Genomic DNA, 17576 nt, shown 5'->3' with positions numbered 1-17576 from the left:
CTCATGCGAGGTCGACCTCTTCAATCTTGTTGGCGTTGACCGCTGCGCTGATCGCCGACTGCACGTCCGCGGGCACCGGGCGGTCCACCCGCAGCAGGACCGTCGCCGCGGGACCCTCGGCGTCTTCGGAGAGTTGCGCGGCGTGGATGTTGATGCCGGCCGACCCCAGCAGGGTGCCGATCTTGCCCAGCGCGCCGGGCTGGTCGGAGTAGTTGATGATCAGGTTGACGCCCTCGGCCCGCAGGTCGAAGTTCCGGCCGTTGATCGTGACGATCTTCTCCACCTGGTGCGGGCCGGACAGGGTGCCAGCCACCGTGACGACCGCCCCGTCGGCGGTGACAGCCCGGAGTTCGACGACACTGCGGTGGTTGGGACTTTCGGTGGCGGTGCCGATCTCGGCGGCCACCCCGCGATCAGCAGCCAGCGCCGGCGCGTTGACGAAGGTCACCGGGTCTTCGATGACAGCCGAGAACAGGCCGCGCAACGCCGAGAGCCGCAGGATCTCCACGTCTTCAGCGGCAAGCTCGCCGAGCACCTGCACCGACAACGAGACCGGCAGCCCGTCGGAGAGCACGCCGGCCAGCAGGCCGAGTTTGCGCACCAGGTCCAGCCAGGGCGCGACTTCCTCGTTGACCGCGCCGCCGCCCACATTGACCGCGTCGGGCACGAATTCGCCGGCCAGCGCCAGCTTCACGCTCTTGGCGACGTCGGTGCCGGCCCGGTCTTGAGCCTCGGCGGTCGAGGCGCCCAGGTGTGGGGTCACCACCACCTGCGGCAGATCGAACAGCGGGGAGTCGGTGCACGGTTCGGTGGCGAACACGTCGAGCCCGGCGGCCCGGACATGGCCGCTGGTGATCGCGTCGGCCAGCGCCGCCTCGTCGATCAGACCGCCGCGGGCCGCATTGACGATGATCACGCCCGGCTTGGTCTTGGCCAATGCGTCCTTGCCGATCAGCCCCGCGGTCTCGGGGGTCTTCGGCAGGTGCACCGAGATGAAGTCGGCGCGCCCCAGCAGCTCGTCGAGGGACAGCAGCTCGATGCCCAGCTGCGCGGCCCGGGCCGCCGACACGTACGGGTCATAGGCGACGATGTGGGCGCCGAAAGCGGCCAGGCGCGCCGCGACCAGTTGGCCGATGCGGCCCAACCCCACCACGCCGACGGTGTGGTCGAAGATCTCGGTGCCGGAGAACGACGAGCGCTTCCACTCCTTGCCGTGCAGCGAGGCGTCGGCGGCCGGGATCTCCCGCGCTGCGGCGAGCATCAGCGCGATCGCGTGCTCGGCGGCGCTGTGGATGTTCGAGGTCGGGGCGTTGACCACCAGCACCCCCCGCGCGGTGGCGGCATCGACATCGACGTTGTCCAGGCCGACCCCGGCGCGGGCCACGATCTTGAGCTTGGTCCCCGCCGCGAGCACCTCGGCGTCGACGGTGGTGGCCGAGCGCACGAGCAGTGCGTCCGCGTCCGGGACCGCGGCCAGCAGCTTCTCCCGGTCCGGGCCGTCCACCCAGCGAACTTCGACCTGGTCACCCAGGGCCGCGACGGTGGATTGAGCGAGTTTGTCAGCGATCAGAACCACGGGCAGAGTCACGCGAACAGCGTAGTGGGCATTGATCAGCGCGACGGAGCCGGGCGCTGCGGGTCGCCGCAATCAGAGCCGCAGCGGCCGCCGGGGCGGCGTAGCCGGGCGCGGGGGCACCGGCACCGTCGAGGAGTGCCGGACGACCGATGCCTGGCGAATACATCATGGGATCTGGCTGGAAGCTGTGACCGTGGGTTCAGGCGAGCATCTCGATCATGGCGCCCCGCGCTCAGCAACGGCAGCGTCCGTCGCTTGCAGCGAGGGCGCGCCGGACTGACCGATGGCCGGTTTTGCACTGGCACATCCCGCTTTTTGTCGGCATTGAGAGGACAGCAGGTGCCCGTCGCCGCTCCGAATTCGGGGCTCCAGACACTCGACCCGTTTTCTAACGGTGACGAAATTTCATAATTCTATTCCTAAGTTACCCACGGGTATGTTAGGTTCCCCCTGAGCCACTCCAAGCAATGTATCCAAGTTTATGACAGACCGGAAGAGGAGTTCCGAAATGCAACGTCGCACCCTTTGGGCGGCAGGCGCCACCAGCGGGGGTCTGCTGGCCACCGCGTTCCTGTCGGCGGCTGTCGCCGTCGCCGATACCGTCACCGACAGCGCTACCACCGACAATGCCTTCACCATCGGCAACTTCACTTTCGACCCGGGCGCCGACGGATTCACGCCGATCGACGCGCTGTCTGGCTCCGCACCGCTGCTGAGCATCGGTGGCGCGTCGATCAGCAAAGCGCTGACCGCGGCCGGACTTGCCCGGCAAGAGTTCGACGTATACGGCAAGGACGGCACCGAACTGGGAACCGTCAACACCAACGTCAACGTCCAGAACCTGCTGGGCATCGAGTCGATCCAACTCCGGGTCATCGAAGCCGACGGCGGCGCCGGCGCCGCGGGCCTGCCGGCAGTCGGGACGGTCTACAGCGTCACCGACCTCGGCGGCGGCATCCAGAACGTCTACATCGCCACCCCCGGCGTCGACGGCGGCAATGCCACCATCACCGACACCTTGGTGACACCGCTGGGCCACATCAACCTGGACTCACTCTTCGGGGGCTATGACGCCACCCACGGGCTCAACCCCGGCGACGCCTTCGCCGGGCTCGGCGCGGGCACCGGCGACTTCAGCGAGCACGCCTTCACCATCGACGGCGCGACCTTCGACCCCGGCGCCACCGGGTTCGCCGACGCCAACGAGCTCTTCGGGATCGCGCCGTTGATGAACCTCGGCGGCGGCGTCGCCGTGTTGGGCAGTTTCCAGCTCCCGCTGTACAAGCAGGACCTCGCCATGTTCGGCGCCGACGGCAACGAACTCGGGACGGTGCACACCTCGGTCAACACCCTGAACATTCTGGGCATCGACGCCACCCAGTTCGCCGTGACCGGCAGCAAAGTTGTCACCGGTGGTGACGTGGACCTGCTGCCGGCAAACGGGACGGTCTATTCCGTCGCCAATCTCGGTGCCGGAATCATGAACATCTATACCGCCACCCCCGGCGCCGACGGCGGGCCCGCCACCATTACCGACACCTTGGTGACACCGTGGGGCAACACCGACCTGAGTTCGGCGTTCGCCGGCTTCGACGCCACCGCGCCCCTCGACCCGGGCGCGGCTCTGTCGGGCCTGGACGGCGGTGCCGGAGACCTCGGCGAAGACGCCTTCACCATCAACGGCGTCACCTTCGACCCGGGTGCCGACGGCTTCGCCGGCATCAGCCCGATGTTCGGTGTCGCGCCGTTGCTGGCGATCGGCGGCGGCACCCTTGCCGGCGTTCCGTTGGCGCCTCAGGATCTCGACGTATATGGCAGCACCGGCAGCCTGCTCGGGTCGGTCGAGACCTCGATGAACGTCACGAACTTGTTCGGCATGATTGAGACCACCCAGTTCACCATCACCAGTGGCGAGATCGCCGACGGTGTGGACGCCGGGCTGCCGGGAGAGGGCACGGTCTACTCGGTGACCGACCTCTTCGGCTTGACGAACATCTACCAGGCCATCCCGGGCGTCGACGGCGGTGCGGCGACCATCTCCGATGTGTTGGCGACCCCGTTCGGCAACATGGATCTGAGCTGGATGTTCAGTGGCTTTGACGCCACGGCGGCCTTCGACCCGGGCGACATCCTCGCCGGTCTCGACCTCGGCGACCTGTGAGCGGTCCCGGGCCGGGCTGAACGCCTCGGCAACGAAAAACCCCCTGGCGGGAAATCCGCCAGGGGGTTTTTCGTGCCGGTCACCTAGTGCGCGCGAGCGTGCGTAGTCCCGGGAATTTCACCGGCGTGGCGACCGGGGACGCGCACGCTCGCGCGAGAGGTAGGTGACGCAGGCTAAGCCGTCTCGGTGATGGGCCGGTCCACCCAGCTCATCAGGTCGCGCAGCTTCTTGCCGGTGACCTCGATGGGGTGCTCGGCGTTCTCCTTGCGCAGCCCCTCGAGTTCCTTGTTGCCGCCCTCGACGTTGGCGACCAGGCGCTTGACGAAGGTCCCGTCCTGGATGTCGGACAGGATGTCGCGCATGCGCTGCTTGGTGTCGGCGTCGATCACCCGCGGCCCGGACAGGTAGCCGCCGAACTCCGCGGTGTCGGAAACCGAGTAGTTCATCCGGGCGATGCCGCCCTCATACATCAGGTCCACGATCAGCTTGAGCTCGTGCAGCACCTCGAAGTAGGCCATCTCCGGGGCGTAGCCGGCCTCGACCATGACCTCGAAGCCGGCCTTGACCAGTTCCTCGGTGCCACCGCACAACACGGCCTGCTCACCGAACAGGTCGGTCTCGGTCTCCTCTTTGAAGGTGGTCTTGATGACGCCGGCCCGGGCGCCGCCGATGCCCTTGGCGTACGAGAGCGCCAGCGCCTCCCCCTCGCCGCGCGGGTCCTGGGCGACCGCGATCAGCGCGGGCACGCCCTTGCCGTCGACGAACTGGCGGCGCACCAGGTGCCCCGGGCCCTTGGGCGCCACCATCCCGACGGTGATGTCGGCGGCCGGCTTGATCAGGCCGAAGTGGATGTTGAGGCCGTGGCCGAAGAACAACGCGTTGCCCGCGACCAGGTTCGGCTCGATGTCGCCTGTGAAGATCTCGGCCTGCGCGGTGTCGGGCGCCAGCAGCATGATCACGTCGGCCCACTTGGCGACCTCGGCGGGCGTGTCGACCTCGAGGCCCTGCTCGGTCACCTTGGCGCGCGACTTCGAGCCCTCCTTGAGGCCCACCTTCACCTGCACGCCGGAGTCACGCAGGCTCAGCGAGTGTGCATGCCCCTGGCTGCCGTAGCCGATCACGCCGACCTTGCGGCCCTGGATGATCGACAGGTCGGCGTCGTCGTCGTAGAACATCTCAATTGCCACTTTGTGTCACTTCTTTCTATTCGATCTTCGATGAAGTATTTGCGGTGGTTACTTGGCCGTGCCGATGCCGCGCGGACCGCGCGACAACGATACGAGACCCGATTGAACGATCTCGCGGATGCCATAGGGCTCCAGCACCCGCAGCAGCGCCTCGAACTTGGCCGGGGTGCCGGTGGCCTCGATGATCAGCGACTCCGGCGAGACGTCGATCACCCTGGCGCGGAACAGGTTCACCGCCTCGACGATCTGGCCGCGGGTGCCGGCGTCGGCGCGGACTTTGATCAGCGCGATCTCACGCGAGACCGAGTTGTCGTCCTCCTGCTCGACGATCTTGATGACGTTGATCAGTTTGTTGAGCTGCTTGGTGATCTGCTCGAGCGGGGTGTCCTCCACCGAGACGACGATCGTCATCCGCGACATGTTCTTGGTCTCGGTGGCGCCGACGGCCAGCGACTCGATGTTGAAGCCGCGCCGGGAGAACAGCGCCGCCACCCGGGCCAGCACACCCGGCTTGTCCTCGACGAGCACCGAGAGCGTATGGGTCTTCCAAGACATCAGGCGTGCCCCTCGTTGTTGTCGTCGTCGAACAGCGGCCGGATGCCGTGGGCGGCCTGGATCTCGTCGTTGCTGGTGCCGGCGGCCACCATCGGCCACACCTGCGCGTCCGCGCCGACGATGAAGTCGATCACCACCGGACGGTCGGTGACCGCCCGCGCCTGGTTGATCACGTCTTCGACGTCTTCCTCACGCTCGCAACGCAATCCGACACAGCCCAGCGCCTCGGCGAGCATGACGAAATCGGGAATTCGGTGGGAGTGGGTGGACAGGTCGGTCTGCGAGTAACGCTCCCCGTAGAACAGGGTCTGCCACTGGCGCACCATGCCCAGGTTGCCGTTGTTGATCAGCGCGACCTTGATCGGCATGCCCTCGATGGCACAGGTGGCCAGTTCCTGATTGGTCATCTGAAAACAGCCATCGCCATCGATCGCCCACACCTCGGCGTCCGGGCGGCCCATCTTGGCGCCCATCGCCGCCGGGATCGCGAAGCCCATGGTGCCCAGACCGCCCGAGTTCAGCCAGGTGCGCGGCTTCTCGTAGTGGACGAACTGCGCGGCCCACATCTGGTGCTGGCCCACGCCGGCGACATACACCGCGTCTGGTCCGGCGATTCGGCCCAGGGTCTCGATCACGAATTCCGGGGACAGGCTGCCGTCGCTTTGCGGGCCGTAGCTCAGCGGGTAGGTCGAGCGCACGTCGTCGAGGTAGGTCCACCAGTCAGCCAGATCAAGCGAGAGCTTCTCTTGGCGCAGCGCGCCGATCAGCTCGGTGATGACGGCCTTGACATCGCCGACGATCGGCACGTCGGCGTGCCGGTTCTTGCCGATCTCGGCCGGGTCGATGTCGGCGTGGATGATCTTGGCGTCCGGGGCGAACGAGTCCAGCTGACCGGTGACCCGGTCGTCGAAGCGGGCGCCCAGGGTGATCAGCAGATCGGATCGCTGCAGGCCGGCGACCGCCGCGACGGTGCCGTGCATGCCGGGCATGCCCAGGTGCTGACGGTGACTGTCCGGGAACGCACCGCGGGCCATCAACGTGGTGACCACCGGGATGCCGGTCAGTTCGGCCAGCTCGGCCAGCTCCTCGCAAGCGTCGCCGCGGATCACACCGCCGCCGGTGTAGAGCACCGGCCTGCGCGCCGCGGCGATCAGTTTGGCGGCCTCGCGGATCTGCCGGCTGTGCGGTTTGGTGGTCGGCTTATAGCCGGGCAGGTCCAGCTTCGGCGGCCAGGCGAAGGTGCACTGGCCCTGCAAAATGTCCTTGGGGATATCAACAAGAACTGCTCCCGGCCGTCCGCTTGCCGCGATGTGGAACGCCTCGGCCATCACCCGCGGGATGTCGTCGCCGTTGCGAACCAGGAAGTTGTGCTTGGTGATCGGCATGGTGATGCCGGAGATGTCGGCCTCTTGGAAGGCATCGGTGCCGATCAGCGCCCGACCGACCTGCCCGGTGATCGCGACCACCGGGATGGAGTCCATCTGCGCGTCGGCCAGCGGGGTGACCAGGTTGGTGGCACCGGGACCGGAGGTGGCCATGCACACTCCCACCCGCCCGGTGGCATGCGCGTACCCGCTGGCGGCGTGCCCGGCGCCCTGCTCATGGCGGACCAGCACGTGGCGCAGCTTCTTCGAGTCGAACAGCGGGTCATAGACCGGCAGCACTGCACCGCCGGGGATGCCGAAGATGACGTCGACGTCAAGCTCCTCCAGCGACCGGATCACCGACTGGGCACCGGTCACCTGCTCGGGTGCGACGCGCTTCGCGGCCGGTTTGGCCTTTTCGTCGGCGGGGGCCCCATTGGCCGGCTGCGGGCCGTCTGTTGAGGCCGGCCGCTCGGGCGGTCGCGTGGTGGGTGCGCTCACTGTTTCCTCTTTGTCTTCGACGACTGTGTCTTTGGGGACTGGTGGCAACAAAAAACCCCCGCCAGCTCAGCTGCTGTACGAGGGTTGCGCGTTGGTGGTTGAAAGCTCAGGCAACAACCAACGCGCAGGAGATTACTACGAGCATGCCGTTGTCCATAGCGAATGACGGTAGTCGCTGGACCGACCAGGGTCAAATGACAGGTCGGGATCCTCAGTGCAGGTGATCGACCAACGAACCCTGTTCGCCGAAAAGCTCTGACTCCCAGTGCTCCAGCAGCGCCGCGTTGTCGTGGTCGTCGGGGTGAAAGCCCGGCCGGAGGTAGTCGCCAAGCCGGCGGAACACCGCGCGGGTCAAAAACGGCGAACGCCGCAGGGCGGCAAAGCTGCGGGCCAGGCGCACCGGATGGTAGGCAGCCCGGTCCCCGAAGAGGGAGACGATGGTGTTGAGCAAGACGGCGAAGGGAAAGCTGAATCGGATGACACGCATCGTGCGGATGCGCCGGATCTCGTCACCGCCGACCGCACGGTAGACGTCGAACGCCACCGAACGGTGCTCGGACTCCTCGATCGCATGCCACAGCAGCATGGAGCGCACCTCCGTCGTGCCGAGCAATGCCTGCGCCCGCTCATCAGTGAGCAGCGTCTCGGCGAACACCGCGGTGAAATGTTCGAGTGCGGCCGTGATGGCAAGGCAGGTCAGCGGGGAGAAGCGTCGTTCGGCTGCCTTCAGGCGGCGGTGCACGAGTCGGTCGATTTTGCGGGTTGGGTAGCTCATCTGCTGCAGGCGCTCATTGAGCGCACGGTGCTCGCGGCCGTGGGTGACCTCCTGACCGATGAACCCCTTGACCTGGTCCTTCAAGACGGGGTCGGTGATCTGGCCGGCGTAGTGGCGCACCGACCGGATGAAGAAGTCCTCGCCCTCGGGGAACACCGCAGACAGGTGCGCGATCATGTGGCTCATCACCAGATCGCCCTCGACGAAGTGGCGTTGCAGTGCGGCCACCGGATAGTTGAACCGGATGCGACGCGGCTGCACCGGCGGCTGCGCGAGAGGGTGGCCGTTCACTCCATTTTCGCCGGCAGTCATTGCGTCCCCTCTGGTTGTTGATCCGCCGGGTCGGTCACCAGCGGCCGGGCCATGGTCTTGAAAGTGTCGAGGATGTCGTTGGTGGCCACCGGTTCGTAGCCCTCGATCGACCGCGACATCGCCAGGCCGTTCATCAGCACGAAAGCCATCTGCAGACCGATGCGCGGGTGCCCGGTGGCGGCGCCAGCCGGGCCGGCCGGGCCGAGCAACTGGTCGTAGACCCGCTCGCAGGCATCCGCGAACTGCCGATCCGTTTCGATGACGGCCGGCGCCAAGTCCGGGTCGGTGCGCGCCGCCACCCACAGTTCGTGCGTTGCGGTGAAAGTCGGGCCGGAAAACATCGACCACAGCAGGTCGAAGGCCTCGTCCAGCTTGTCGGCGGATGGATCGAGTCCCGCCATCAACACCTCGAACTCCTCGATGCGGCGGTTCAGCGAGAACTCGACAGCGGCGGTCAGCAGCCCGATCTTCGTCGGGAAATGACCTTGTAGCGCCCCCACCGACACGCCGGCGCGACGGGCCACCTCGGTAGTGGTGGTCCCCTTGAAGCCGACCTCGACCAGTGCGCCAAGCGTCGCGTTCAACAGCGCATGCCGCGTCTCCGCGGTCCGCTCCGCCTGGGTGCGGCGGAGTTTGGTCGAGGGCATGCACCCATGATGGGCTACTTAAAATAAGTAGTCAATATTTTTTGTGGCGGCTTCTGGCACCCGCCGATCCACGGCGACGGTACCGGCGGTGACATCATTTGAGGGTGGCCTCCCACTCCCCCGATCCCGCACCGCTGGTGATCCGAATCTCGCCGATGGCCCACATCGCGGTCGGCTTCCTGGCGTTGGGCTTGCTGATTCCAGCGCTGGCCTGGCCGCTCACCACGCCGCTGTTGGCGCTGCCGGTGCTGCTCTCGGCGCTGATCGTCCGGTGGCGGACGGTCGCCGACGCGCGGCAGGTCACGGTGCGGACCCTGCTCGGCAGCCGCTCGGTGGGCTGGGACGAGATCGCCGGCCTGGGATTCAGTCGAGGATCGTGGGCGCGGGCGCACCTGCACGACGGTGAGCGGCTGCGCCTGCCCGCGGTCAGCTTCGCCACCCTGCCGCTGCTCACCGAGGCGAGCGGGGGGCGGGTGCCCAACCCGTATCGCTGATCGGTGTCCCTAACTGCGACCCACTGCGCCCGGCTCCGCCGCGCTTGCGATCGCCGCTCAGCCGAGCGGGTTGGCCCCGTTGAGGAACACCCACATCGCCACGCCGCCGGCGATTCCGAGCAGCAATGCCGCAACCGACCCGATGAAGGGGCGCCGGGCCCAGCCGCGGTCGCCGTCGAGCCCGTAGCGGCCGGGCCCGACCAGCACGATCGTCACCGCCACCACGATCAGCATGATGTGGTACTCGTGGCCGTCCGGCAGGAAGTAGTCGAAGCGGCCCTGGCTCTGCGACGAGACACCGGCGAGCACGCCGTTGATCAGGTAGGCCAATGCTCCGGCGGCAGCCAGCGGGGTGAACAGCCCGAGCACCAACAGCAGGCCGGCGGCGATCTGCCCACCGCCGGCGGCGTAGGTCAGGATGTCCGCGTGCTGGTAGCCGGCGTCGGAAATCGAGCTCTTGAATCCGGTCAGGCCTTGACCACCCCACCATCCGAACAGCTGGCGCAGCCCATGGGCCACCAACGACACGCCCAGACCCAGTCGCAGAATCAGCAACCCCAGATCCTGGGTGCCGCGCCGGTCCACGGTCCGGAACGGGTCGTCGGCGTCCGCGTCAGCACCGACGGGCACGGCCAGGCGCCCGCCGGTGGCCTGCGGTTCGGCATACGGCAGCGGGTTGTAGTCGCCCGCGGCGCGGGAACCGGTCGGGTCGTAGGGCGGGATTGCAGCAGTCTCGAAATCACCGGTATAGGTCGGCGATGGCATGTCGTCCTCCGGATCTACCAGACGTGCCGATTTGGGACGTCCTTTGCCTGCGTCGCCAGCATCACCCGGCCGACGCCAGTGTGAGCCCTCACCTTGACTCTTCACCCTGCAAGGGTAAGGGCAACATCGGCGGGATTGGGGATTTGAATGGCTTCGTTAGCGAATCGATTCCGGCCCGGTGCAGCCCGCAACGAGCCGCGCCGCAGCGGGCATCGTGGCGAAACCGAACCCGGTGTCCGTAACCTGACGGGCATGCGGATGCGCGGGGCGATTCACCGGGTGCCTGTCGTGCTGTGCGCGGCCCTACTGGTTCTGACGGGCTGCGCGCACTTCAACGATGCTCAGTCACAGCCCTTCACCACCGTGCCGCGCCGTGGGATGGCACCCACGACGACGCCCCCGCCTCCCCCGCCGCTGCCGGCCAACCCGTTCCCCAAGCAATGCCCGGCCCCCGGGGTGATGCAGGGCTGCCTCGAGAGCACCAGCGGCCTGATCATGCATGGCGACAGTAAATCGGCGCTGGTCGCCGAGCGGACCACCGGCGCGGTCAAGGAGGTTTCACTGAGCGCCGAGCCCAAGGTGAAGACCGTCATCGGCGTCGATCCGGCCGGCGACGGGGGGCTGATGGACATCGTGCTGTCGCCGACCTACACCCAGGACCGGCTGATGTACGCCTACATCAGCACCCCCACCGACAACCGGGTGATCCGGGTCGCCGACGGCGACGTGCCGAAGGACATCCTCACCGGGATCCCCAAGGGCGCAACCGGCAACACCGGCGCGCTGATCTTCACCAGCCCCACCACGCTGGTGGTACTGACCGGCGACGCCGGGAACCCGGCCGCGGCCGCGGACCCCGGATCGACGGCCGGCAAGGTGCTGCGCATCGAGCAACCGACGACGATCGGGCAGGCCGCCCCCACCACCGCGCTGAGCGGGCTGGGGGCCGGCGGCGGGCTGTGCATCGACCATGTCGACGGCTCGCTCTACGTCACCGACCGGAGCCCGAGCGGCGACCGCCTGCAGCGCATCACCAAGGACTCGCAGGTTTCTACGGTGTGGACCTGGCCGGACAAGCCGGGAGTCGCCGGTTGCGCCGCCATGGATGGGATCGTCCTGGTCAACCTGGTCAACACCAAGCAGACCGTGGCCGTTCGGCTGGCCGCCGGTACCGGTTCGGTCACCAGTGAACCCGAAGTGATGCGCCAGGACACCCACGGCCACGTCTGGGCCGTCAAGATGTCGCCGGACGGCAACGTGTGGGGCGCCACCGTGAACAAGACCGCCGGTGATGCCGAGAAACTCGACGACGTGGTGTTCCCGCTGTTCCCATCCGGCGGCGGGTTCCCGCGCGCCAACGACGACAAGGACTGAGTGCGTCGGTAACCCGCCGGCCGGCGTCGCCGCCCGAGTGCGGTCGGAAGTCTCCGACGAGGACGCTGAGCGAATGCCGCAACACCGTGGCTATCCCGGCTGGACAACACCCCGTCAGATGTCCAAACAATCGAGACGACCTGCGGTTTCGCCGCGATAAGTTGACTTATGGACTCCTAACCTACTGTCAGGTAACATTACCCGCGCCGGTGGCTCCCGCCACGGTTACGTAATAAGGAGACCAATGCAACAGATCGCCCCCCGCCCCTGGATTGCCGCTGGTGTCGCACTCGTCGGCGCCGGAGCCATCGCCGCCACCCCGGTCGTCGCGCCGCTCCCGGGCCTGCCGGCCGCGGCCTCGTCCGCTGTCGCGCTGACCGCCGACTTCGACCCGTTCGGCGCATGGCAGGACGTGTTCGACACCGCCAAGACCAACGCCACCACGCTGTGGGACTCGATGTCCGCCACCCCCATGGTGGCAATGCAGCAGCTGATCGCGAACCTGATGAACGGTGAGTCGGTCGATCCGAAGGCGGTTATCGATGCCATCGCACAGCCCGACACCGACTCCATCCTCTCGCCCTCTCCGCTGACGCTGAGCAACGACGGCCTGCAGACACTGGTCGCGCTGGTGCTGCCGCAGTATCTGCCCGACGACTTCCCTCTCACCACCGACCAGCTCACCCCGATCCTGTCGTTCCTGGCGTCGCCACTGAGCGGTGTCATGATGGGCGCGCTGGGCCCGTCCATCGCGCCCTTGGTCGCGCTGAGCAACAGCTTCGGCGAGATCGGCGACGCGCTGTCCGGCGACAATGCGGACTGGACGACGGCGCTGCAGGAGATGGCCAACATCCCGGCCAACATGCTCGGCGGGTTCCTCAACGGTGCCACCCTCGACCTGGCCGGCCTGATCCCGACGCTGACGGACGCCGGCCTGCTGCCCGAGAGTATGGACGTCACCGCGCTGAGCTACACCTTCGGTGGGCTGCTGTCGCCGGGTCTCACCGGAAACGACGTCGAGGGCTTTGTCAACGGCATCGCCGATGGCAGCACCCCGGGCATCGGCGGCTCGATCCTCAACGGGCTGGGGCTGACCACCGGTCTCATGGGCTTCCCGTTGGAGATTGACGGCCAGGGTGTCGGACTGCTGGGTGCGTGGGAGAGCCTGCAGGAGATCATCGCCATGACCCTCGGCTGGGATGGTGTGGGCAACCCGCTGGACGACGTGGCCGGCAGCGGCGGCGCCGCCGCCGGCGACTTGCTCGCCGAGCTGGTGGGTTCGCTCGGCGCGTAACCCGTCCGCAGATCACGAGGTGACCCCCTTCGCTTGGCGAAGGGGGTCACTGTCGTCTCCGGCGCTGCCGGTCGGCAACGGGTTCTCACAGAAGCATTACCGACTCCGCCCGACCGCCTTAGATATGCGGCTTACCTTGGAACTCGGATCAAGAGGCCGGCAGCAGTGACCGCGACCGCTGAGCGAAAAGAGATGACGACACGATGTTGATCGACGTTCGGTGGCTGCAGTTCGTGCTCGACCACTGGGGCCACCAGCAAGCCCGACGCCTCCCGCAGATTCACGGCGCCGCCTCCGGCTGAGCCGGGCGAGCTACTCGCAGGCGGCCAGCACCAGCTCACGTACCCGGGCGGCGTCGGCCTGACCCTTGGTGGCTTTCATCACCGCACCCACAATGGCACCCGCGGCCTGTAGCTTGCCGCCCCGGATCTTCTCGGCCACATCGGGATTGGCGGCCAGCGCTTCGTCGATTGCGGCTTGGATCACCGAGTCGTCACGCACCATGACCAAACCGCGGTCGGCCATCACCTGGGCGGGCTCCCCCTCGCCTGCGAGCACCCCGTCGATCACCTGACGGGCCAGCTTGTTGGACAGCTCGCCCGAGTCGACCAGCGCCACCACCTCGGCGACCTGCTTGGGCGTGATCGCCAGGGCGTCGAGTTCGACGCCTGCCTCGTTGGCCTTCTGCACCAAGAAGTTTCCCCACCAGGCCCGGGCCGCCTCGCTGGATGCTCCGGCCGTCACGGTGGCCGCGACCAGCTCGACCGCACCCGCGTTGACCAGGTCGCGCATCACCTCGTCGGAGACGGCCCATTCGTCTTGGATCTTCTTGCGGGTCAACCACGGAAGCTCGGGGATGGTGCCACGCAGCCGCTCCACCAGCTCGGCACTCGGCGCCACCGGCTCCAGATCGGGTTCGGGAAAATAGCGGTAATCCTCGGCGGTCTCCTTGACCCGCCCCGGGCTGGTGTAACCGGCCTCGTGGAAGTGCCGGGTCTCCTGGGTCACGGTACCGCCGCCGGTGAGCACCGCGCCCTGGCGGCGCATCTCGTAGGTGACCGCCACCTCGACGCTTTTGAGAGAGTTGACGTTCTTGGTCTCGGTGCGGGTGCCGAATTCGGTTGCGCCGGTAGGCTTCAGCGATACGTTGGCGTCGCAGCGCATCGATCCCTGATCCATCCGCACGTCGGAGACATCCAGGGAGCGCAGCAGATCGCGCAGCGCGGTGACATACGCCCGCGCGATCTGCGGGGCACGCTCGCCGGTGCCGATGATCGGTTTGGTGACGATCTCGATCAGCGGAACGCCGGCACGGTTGTAGTCGACCAGGGATTCCACGGCGCCCTCGATGCGGCCGGTGTCGCTGCCCACGTGGGTGAGTTTGCCGGTGTCCTCCTCCATGTGGGCGCGTTCGATGTCGACCCGCCAGGTGCTCCCGTCGTCCAGTGGCACGTCCAAGTAGCCGTTGAACGCGATCGGCTCGTCATACTGGGAGATCTGGTAGTTCTTCGGCTGGTCGGGGTAGAAGTAGTTCTTGCGGGCGAACCGGCACCAGGAGGCGATCTCACAGTTGAGCGCCAAACCGATCCGGATCGCCGACTCCACCGCGACCGCGTTGAGCACCGGCAGCGAACCGGGCAGCCCGAGGCAGACCGGGCACACCTGGGTGTTGGGTTCGGCGCCGAACTCAGTCGAGCAGCCGCAGAACATCTTGGTGGCCGTGGACAGTTCTACGTGCACCTCCAGGCCCAATACAGGGTCGAAGCGGGCAAGAACGTCGTCGTAGTCGAGCAGTTCGGCGACAGCAGCGGTCATGGGAGCAAATTCTAGGTGACCGCCCTACTCCACCGGCCAGTCCTCCATCCGGTAGGCGGCGTCGAAGAACATCCACTCATAGCGTGCGGTGGCGTGGAAATGCCGGCGCATCAATTCCCGCTCGCCCGGCGACGCGCGCTCACCGACCCGGTCAGCCACCGCAAGCACCGCATCGACCACCGCCTGGTAGTCCGCGCCGGCATAGGTGTCGATCCAGCGTTGGAACAGCGGCTCCGGTGAACCATGGCGCTGCAGATGTTCGCCGACCCTGGCGTAGATCCAGTAGCACGGCAGCACCGCGGCGACGGCTTCGGCGTAGGAACCGGATGCGGTGACGGCCAGCAGGTAACTGGCGTAAGCCTGCGTTGTCGGGGTGATCGGCAGCGCCGCGGCTTGGTGGGCGCCCAGTCCCAGATCGGTGAGCAGCCCGGCGTGCAGTTCGGCTTCGGCGCCGATCGCCACACCGGCATGCTCGATGAACATCGTCAGCTCGGCCTCTACCGGCGCCTTGGCCGCGCAACCCGCCAACGCCCGCGCATAGGCCCGCAGGTAGTGGGCGTCCTGAGCGATGTAATGGCGAAATCGGTCGTGCCCCAACGAACCGTCGGTCAGTCCGGTGATGAACGGGTGTTCGCAGATCCGCCGGTAGATCGCCGCGATATCAGCCCAGAGCACATCGCGCATACCGTCTGCCATGCCCCAGGCTAACCGGGCGGTACCGTTTGGCCATGGCTGAGCGCAACGTACTGGGCGGCCCACTGCAGCCGTGCGGCAGCGACCCCGTGACCGGCTTCTATCGCGATGGCTGTTGTTCGTCCGGGCCTGAGGACATCGGACTGCACACCATCTGCGCGGTGGTCACCGGCGAATTCCTTGAGCATCAGCGCTCGATCGGCAACGACCTTTCCACGCCGATGCCGGCCTACCGGTTCCCCGGGCTGACCCCCGGTGACCGCTGGTGTGTCACCGCGGTGAACTGGGTGCGGGCACACCGCGACGGGTGTGCGGCTCCGGTGGTACTGGCCGCCACCCATGAACGCACCCTGGATGTGGTGAGCCTGGAGGTGCTGGCGGACTACGCCGTCGACGTGCCCGATGACGCGAGCGAGCTGTGACGACGGCTACGAGCCGAGCACGGCGCCGACACCGCCGTTCTACGGCTGCTGGCGGTGATGGACGTAGCGAACGAATTCCTCGACCAGTGCACCGTATTCGGGGCAGTCTGCGGTGACCGAACCGGCCAGCAGTCGTCCGGTCTGATCTTCCGGCAGGCCGCTGGTAGCCAGGATGTGGTTGACCGCGTGTTTGACCCCGGCAAGATTCGGCTGGTCGCTCATGAAAGCGCAGACCTCGCCGCCGTGATCGGCGACGTAATCGCTGACCGCGTCGCCGCTACCGTGGGCCGGTCCGGCGAGAACAAGGCCAATCGGCAGAGCGCACAGCGCCGCGGCCGATCGTGACAGCTTTCCCATTCCCGCCCCCCAACCTTCGTCTACTCGGCAAGCGAACCGCAGTCCGCCGAACGTGCGTCGACCATCGGTGACTATTGCCCGAATTCGCCGTGTACAAACGCGAGCTAGCCGAAGAATGCCGCCGCATCGTCGTAGCGGCTCTGCGGCACCACCTTGAGCTGGCGCACCGCGTCGGCCAGCGCCACCCTGCCGATCTCCTGGCCGCGCAGCGACACCATCATGCCGTATTCGCCGGCGTGGGCGGCATCGGCGGCGTTCACGCCGAACCGGGTGGCCAGCACCCGATCGTAGGCGGTCGGGGTGCCGCCACGCTGCACGTGGCCCAGCACGGTGGTGCGCACATCCTTTTTGACCCGCCGCTCGATCTCGACGGCCAGTTGGGCGGCTACCCCGGTGAATCGTTCGTGGCCGAACTCGTCGATACCGCCCGACCGCAGCTCCATCGACCCGGCCGCGGGCTTGGCCCCTTCAGCGACGACGCAGATGAAGTGCGACGAACCGTGCTGGAAGCGCTGCTTGACCAGCCGACACACCTCTTCGACGTCGAACGGCTGCTCGGGGATCAGCGTCATGTGCGCACCGCTGGCCAGGCCGGCGTTCAGTGCGATCCAGCCGGCGTGACGGCCCATCACCTCGACCAGCATGACCCGCTGGTGGGATTCGGCAGTGGAATGCAACCGGTCGATCGCCTCGGTGGCGACCTGCAGCGCGGTGTCGTGGCCGAAAGTGACGTCGGTGCAATCGATGTCGTTGTCGATGGTCTTGGGCACCCCGACCACCGGGACGTTCTCCTGCGACAGCCAGTGCGCCGCGGTCAGGGTGCCCTCCCCGCCGATCGGGATGAGCACGTCGATGCCGTTGTCATCGAGGGTCGCCTTGACCTGGTCCAGGCCGGCGCGCAGCTTGTCCGGGTTGACCCGAGCGGTGCCCAGCATGGTGCCGCCCTTGGCCAGCAGCCGGTCGTTGCGGTCGTCGTTGGCCAACTGGACGCGCCGATTCTCCAGCAGGCCGCGCCAACCGTCCTCAAATCCGACCACCGTCGAGCCGTAGCGGGAATCACAGGTGCGCACCACCGCCCTGATCACCGCGTTCAGCCCGGGACAGTCACCGCCGCCGGTGAGCACTCCGATCCGCATGCCCCCATCTTGCCGGGCGGGTCGCCTTCCCGCGGCGAGCAGACGCAAAAGCCCCCAAAATGGGCCGCATCCCCTCTTTGCCAGTCTGGTTGTGAGTCAGTCGGCTCGCATTCAGTGGAGGGAGTGGTCGTTGTCGATCAGTGCAGGG

Annotated in this window: 16 protein-coding genes; 5 read left to right on the top strand and 11 right to left on the bottom strand. The window is 67.2% G+C overall.

All coding sequences use genetic code 11. From position 1 onward, the window contains the following. Nucleotide 1: 1 nt before the first annotated feature. Nucleotides 2–1588 carry a phosphoglycerate dehydrogenase gene (gene serA, locus ACZYY4_RS13290; protein ID WP_463810460.1) on the bottom strand — a complete coding sequence of 529 codons (1587 nt, stop codon included), beginning with the start codon at nucleotides 1586–1588 and terminating at the stop codon, nucleotides 2–4. Between the two features lie 496 nt (nucleotides 1589–2084). Here serA and ACZYY4_RS13285 point away from each other — a divergent pair, with 496 nt between their 5' ends. Beyond that, nucleotides 2085–3737, top strand: a complete 1653-nt coding sequence (locus ACZYY4_RS13285) for a hypothetical protein (RefSeq protein WP_463810459.1) — start codon at nucleotides 2085–2087, stop codon at nucleotides 3735–3737. A 173-nt stretch (nucleotides 3738–3910) separates the two neighbouring features. Here the strand turns inward: ACZYY4_RS13285 and ilvC are convergent, their stop codons facing one another. The 5 genes from ilvC to ACZYY4_RS13260 form a co-directional block, all read right to left on the bottom strand. After that, the gene (gene ilvC / locus ACZYY4_RS13280; protein ID WP_463810650.1) at nucleotides 3911–4912 is read right to left on the bottom strand and encodes a ketol-acid reductoisomerase; all 1002 of its coding nucleotides are present in this window, start codon (nucleotides 4910–4912) and stop codon (nucleotides 3911–3913) included. 60 nt (nucleotides 4913–4972) lie between these two features. Then, on the bottom strand, nucleotides 4973–5479 hold the full coding sequence (gene ilvN / locus ACZYY4_RS13275; RefSeq protein ID WP_463810458.1) for an acetolactate synthase small subunit: 507 nt from the start codon (nucleotides 5477–5479) through the stop codon (nucleotides 4973–4975). Beyond that, entirely contained in the window at nucleotides 5479–7344 is a 1866-nt protein-coding gene (locus ACZYY4_RS13270; protein ID WP_463810457.1) for an acetolactate synthase large subunit, read from the bottom strand. The genes ilvN and ACZYY4_RS13270 overlap by 1 nt, the downstream gene beginning before the upstream one ends. Before the next feature lie 211 nt (nucleotides 7345–7555). Further along, on the bottom strand, nucleotides 7556–8431 hold the full coding sequence (locus tag ACZYY4_RS13265) for a metal-dependent hydrolase (protein ID WP_463810456.1): 876 nt from the start codon (nucleotides 8429–8431) through the stop codon (nucleotides 7556–7558). Further along, nucleotides 8428–9078, bottom strand: a complete 651-nt coding sequence (locus ACZYY4_RS13260; protein WP_463810455.1) for a TetR/AcrR family transcriptional regulator — start codon at nucleotides 9076–9078, stop codon at nucleotides 8428–8430. The genes ACZYY4_RS13265 and ACZYY4_RS13260 overlap by 4 nt, the downstream gene beginning before the upstream one ends. A gap of 155 nt (nucleotides 9079–9233) precedes the next feature. On the opposite strand from ACZYY4_RS13260, the gene ACZYY4_RS13255 reads away from it, so the two are divergent. Next, complete coding sequence (locus ACZYY4_RS13255; protein ID WP_463810649.1) at nucleotides 9234–9572, top strand: PH domain-containing protein; 339 nt, start codon at nucleotides 9234–9236, stop codon at nucleotides 9570–9572. A gap of 57 nt (nucleotides 9573–9629) precedes the next feature. On the opposite strand, the gene ACZYY4_RS13250 is transcribed toward ACZYY4_RS13255, so the two are convergent. Beyond that, nucleotides 9630–10442 (bottom strand): DoxX family membrane protein, encoded by an 813-nt coding sequence (locus tag ACZYY4_RS13250; protein ID WP_463810454.1) that lies wholly within the window; start codon nucleotides 10440–10442, stop codon nucleotides 9630–9632. Between the two features lie 147 nt (nucleotides 10443–10589). Between ACZYY4_RS13250 and ACZYY4_RS13245 the strand changes: the two genes are divergently transcribed. Together ACZYY4_RS13245 and gjpA are read left to right on the top strand one after the other, a co-directional pair. Continuing rightward, nucleotides 10590–11711: a PQQ-dependent sugar dehydrogenase gene (locus tag ACZYY4_RS13245; protein WP_463810453.1), complete on the top strand. Its 1122-nt coding sequence runs from the start codon at nucleotides 10590–10592 to the stop codon at nucleotides 11709–11711. Between the two features lie 244 nt (nucleotides 11712–11955). Beyond that, a complete protein-coding gene (gene gjpA, locus ACZYY4_RS13240; RefSeq protein WP_463810452.1) occupies nucleotides 11956–13005 on the top strand; it encodes an outer membrane porin GjpA in 1050 nt (349 codons plus the stop codon). A 312-nt stretch (nucleotides 13006–13317) separates the two neighbouring features. On the opposite strand, the gene gatB is transcribed toward gjpA, so the two are convergent. Together gatB and tenA are read right to left on the bottom strand one after the other, a co-directional pair. Then, the gene (gatB, locus tag ACZYY4_RS13235) at nucleotides 13318–14820 is read right to left on the bottom strand and encodes an Asp-tRNA(Asn)/Glu-tRNA(Gln) amidotransferase subunit GatB (RefSeq protein ID WP_463810451.1); all 1503 of its coding nucleotides are present in this window, start codon (nucleotides 14818–14820) and stop codon (nucleotides 13318–13320) included. Between the two features lie 24 nt (nucleotides 14821–14844). Continuing rightward, nucleotides 14845–15516 carry a thiaminase II gene (gene tenA / locus ACZYY4_RS13230; RefSeq protein WP_463810450.1) on the bottom strand — a complete coding sequence of 224 codons (672 nt, stop codon included), beginning with the start codon at nucleotides 15514–15516 and terminating at the stop codon, nucleotides 14845–14847. 32 nt (nucleotides 15517–15548) lie between these two features. Between tenA and ACZYY4_RS13225 the strand changes: the two genes are divergently transcribed. Beyond that, a complete protein-coding gene (locus ACZYY4_RS13225) occupies nucleotides 15549–15935 on the top strand; it encodes a DUF2237 family protein (RefSeq protein WP_463810449.1) in 387 nt (128 codons plus the stop codon). A gap of 39 nt (nucleotides 15936–15974) precedes the next feature. Here ACZYY4_RS13225 and ACZYY4_RS13220 read toward each other — a convergent pair whose 3' ends face one another. After that, nucleotides 15975–16292 (bottom strand): hypothetical protein, encoded by a 318-nt coding sequence (locus tag ACZYY4_RS13220; protein WP_463810448.1) that lies wholly within the window; start codon nucleotides 16290–16292, stop codon nucleotides 15975–15977. Between the two features lie 104 nt (nucleotides 16293–16396). Continuing rightward, entirely contained in the window at nucleotides 16397–17428 is a 1032-nt protein-coding gene (locus ACZYY4_RS13215; RefSeq protein ID WP_463810447.1) for an ATP-dependent 6-phosphofructokinase, read from the bottom strand. Nucleotides 17429–17576: the final 148 nt, after the last annotated feature.

This window comes from Mycobacterium sp. IDUB_21 (assembly GCF_055419425.1).
Note: the sequence above shows the minus strand (reverse complement) of the source record. Positions and strands in the feature narration are given on the sequence as shown.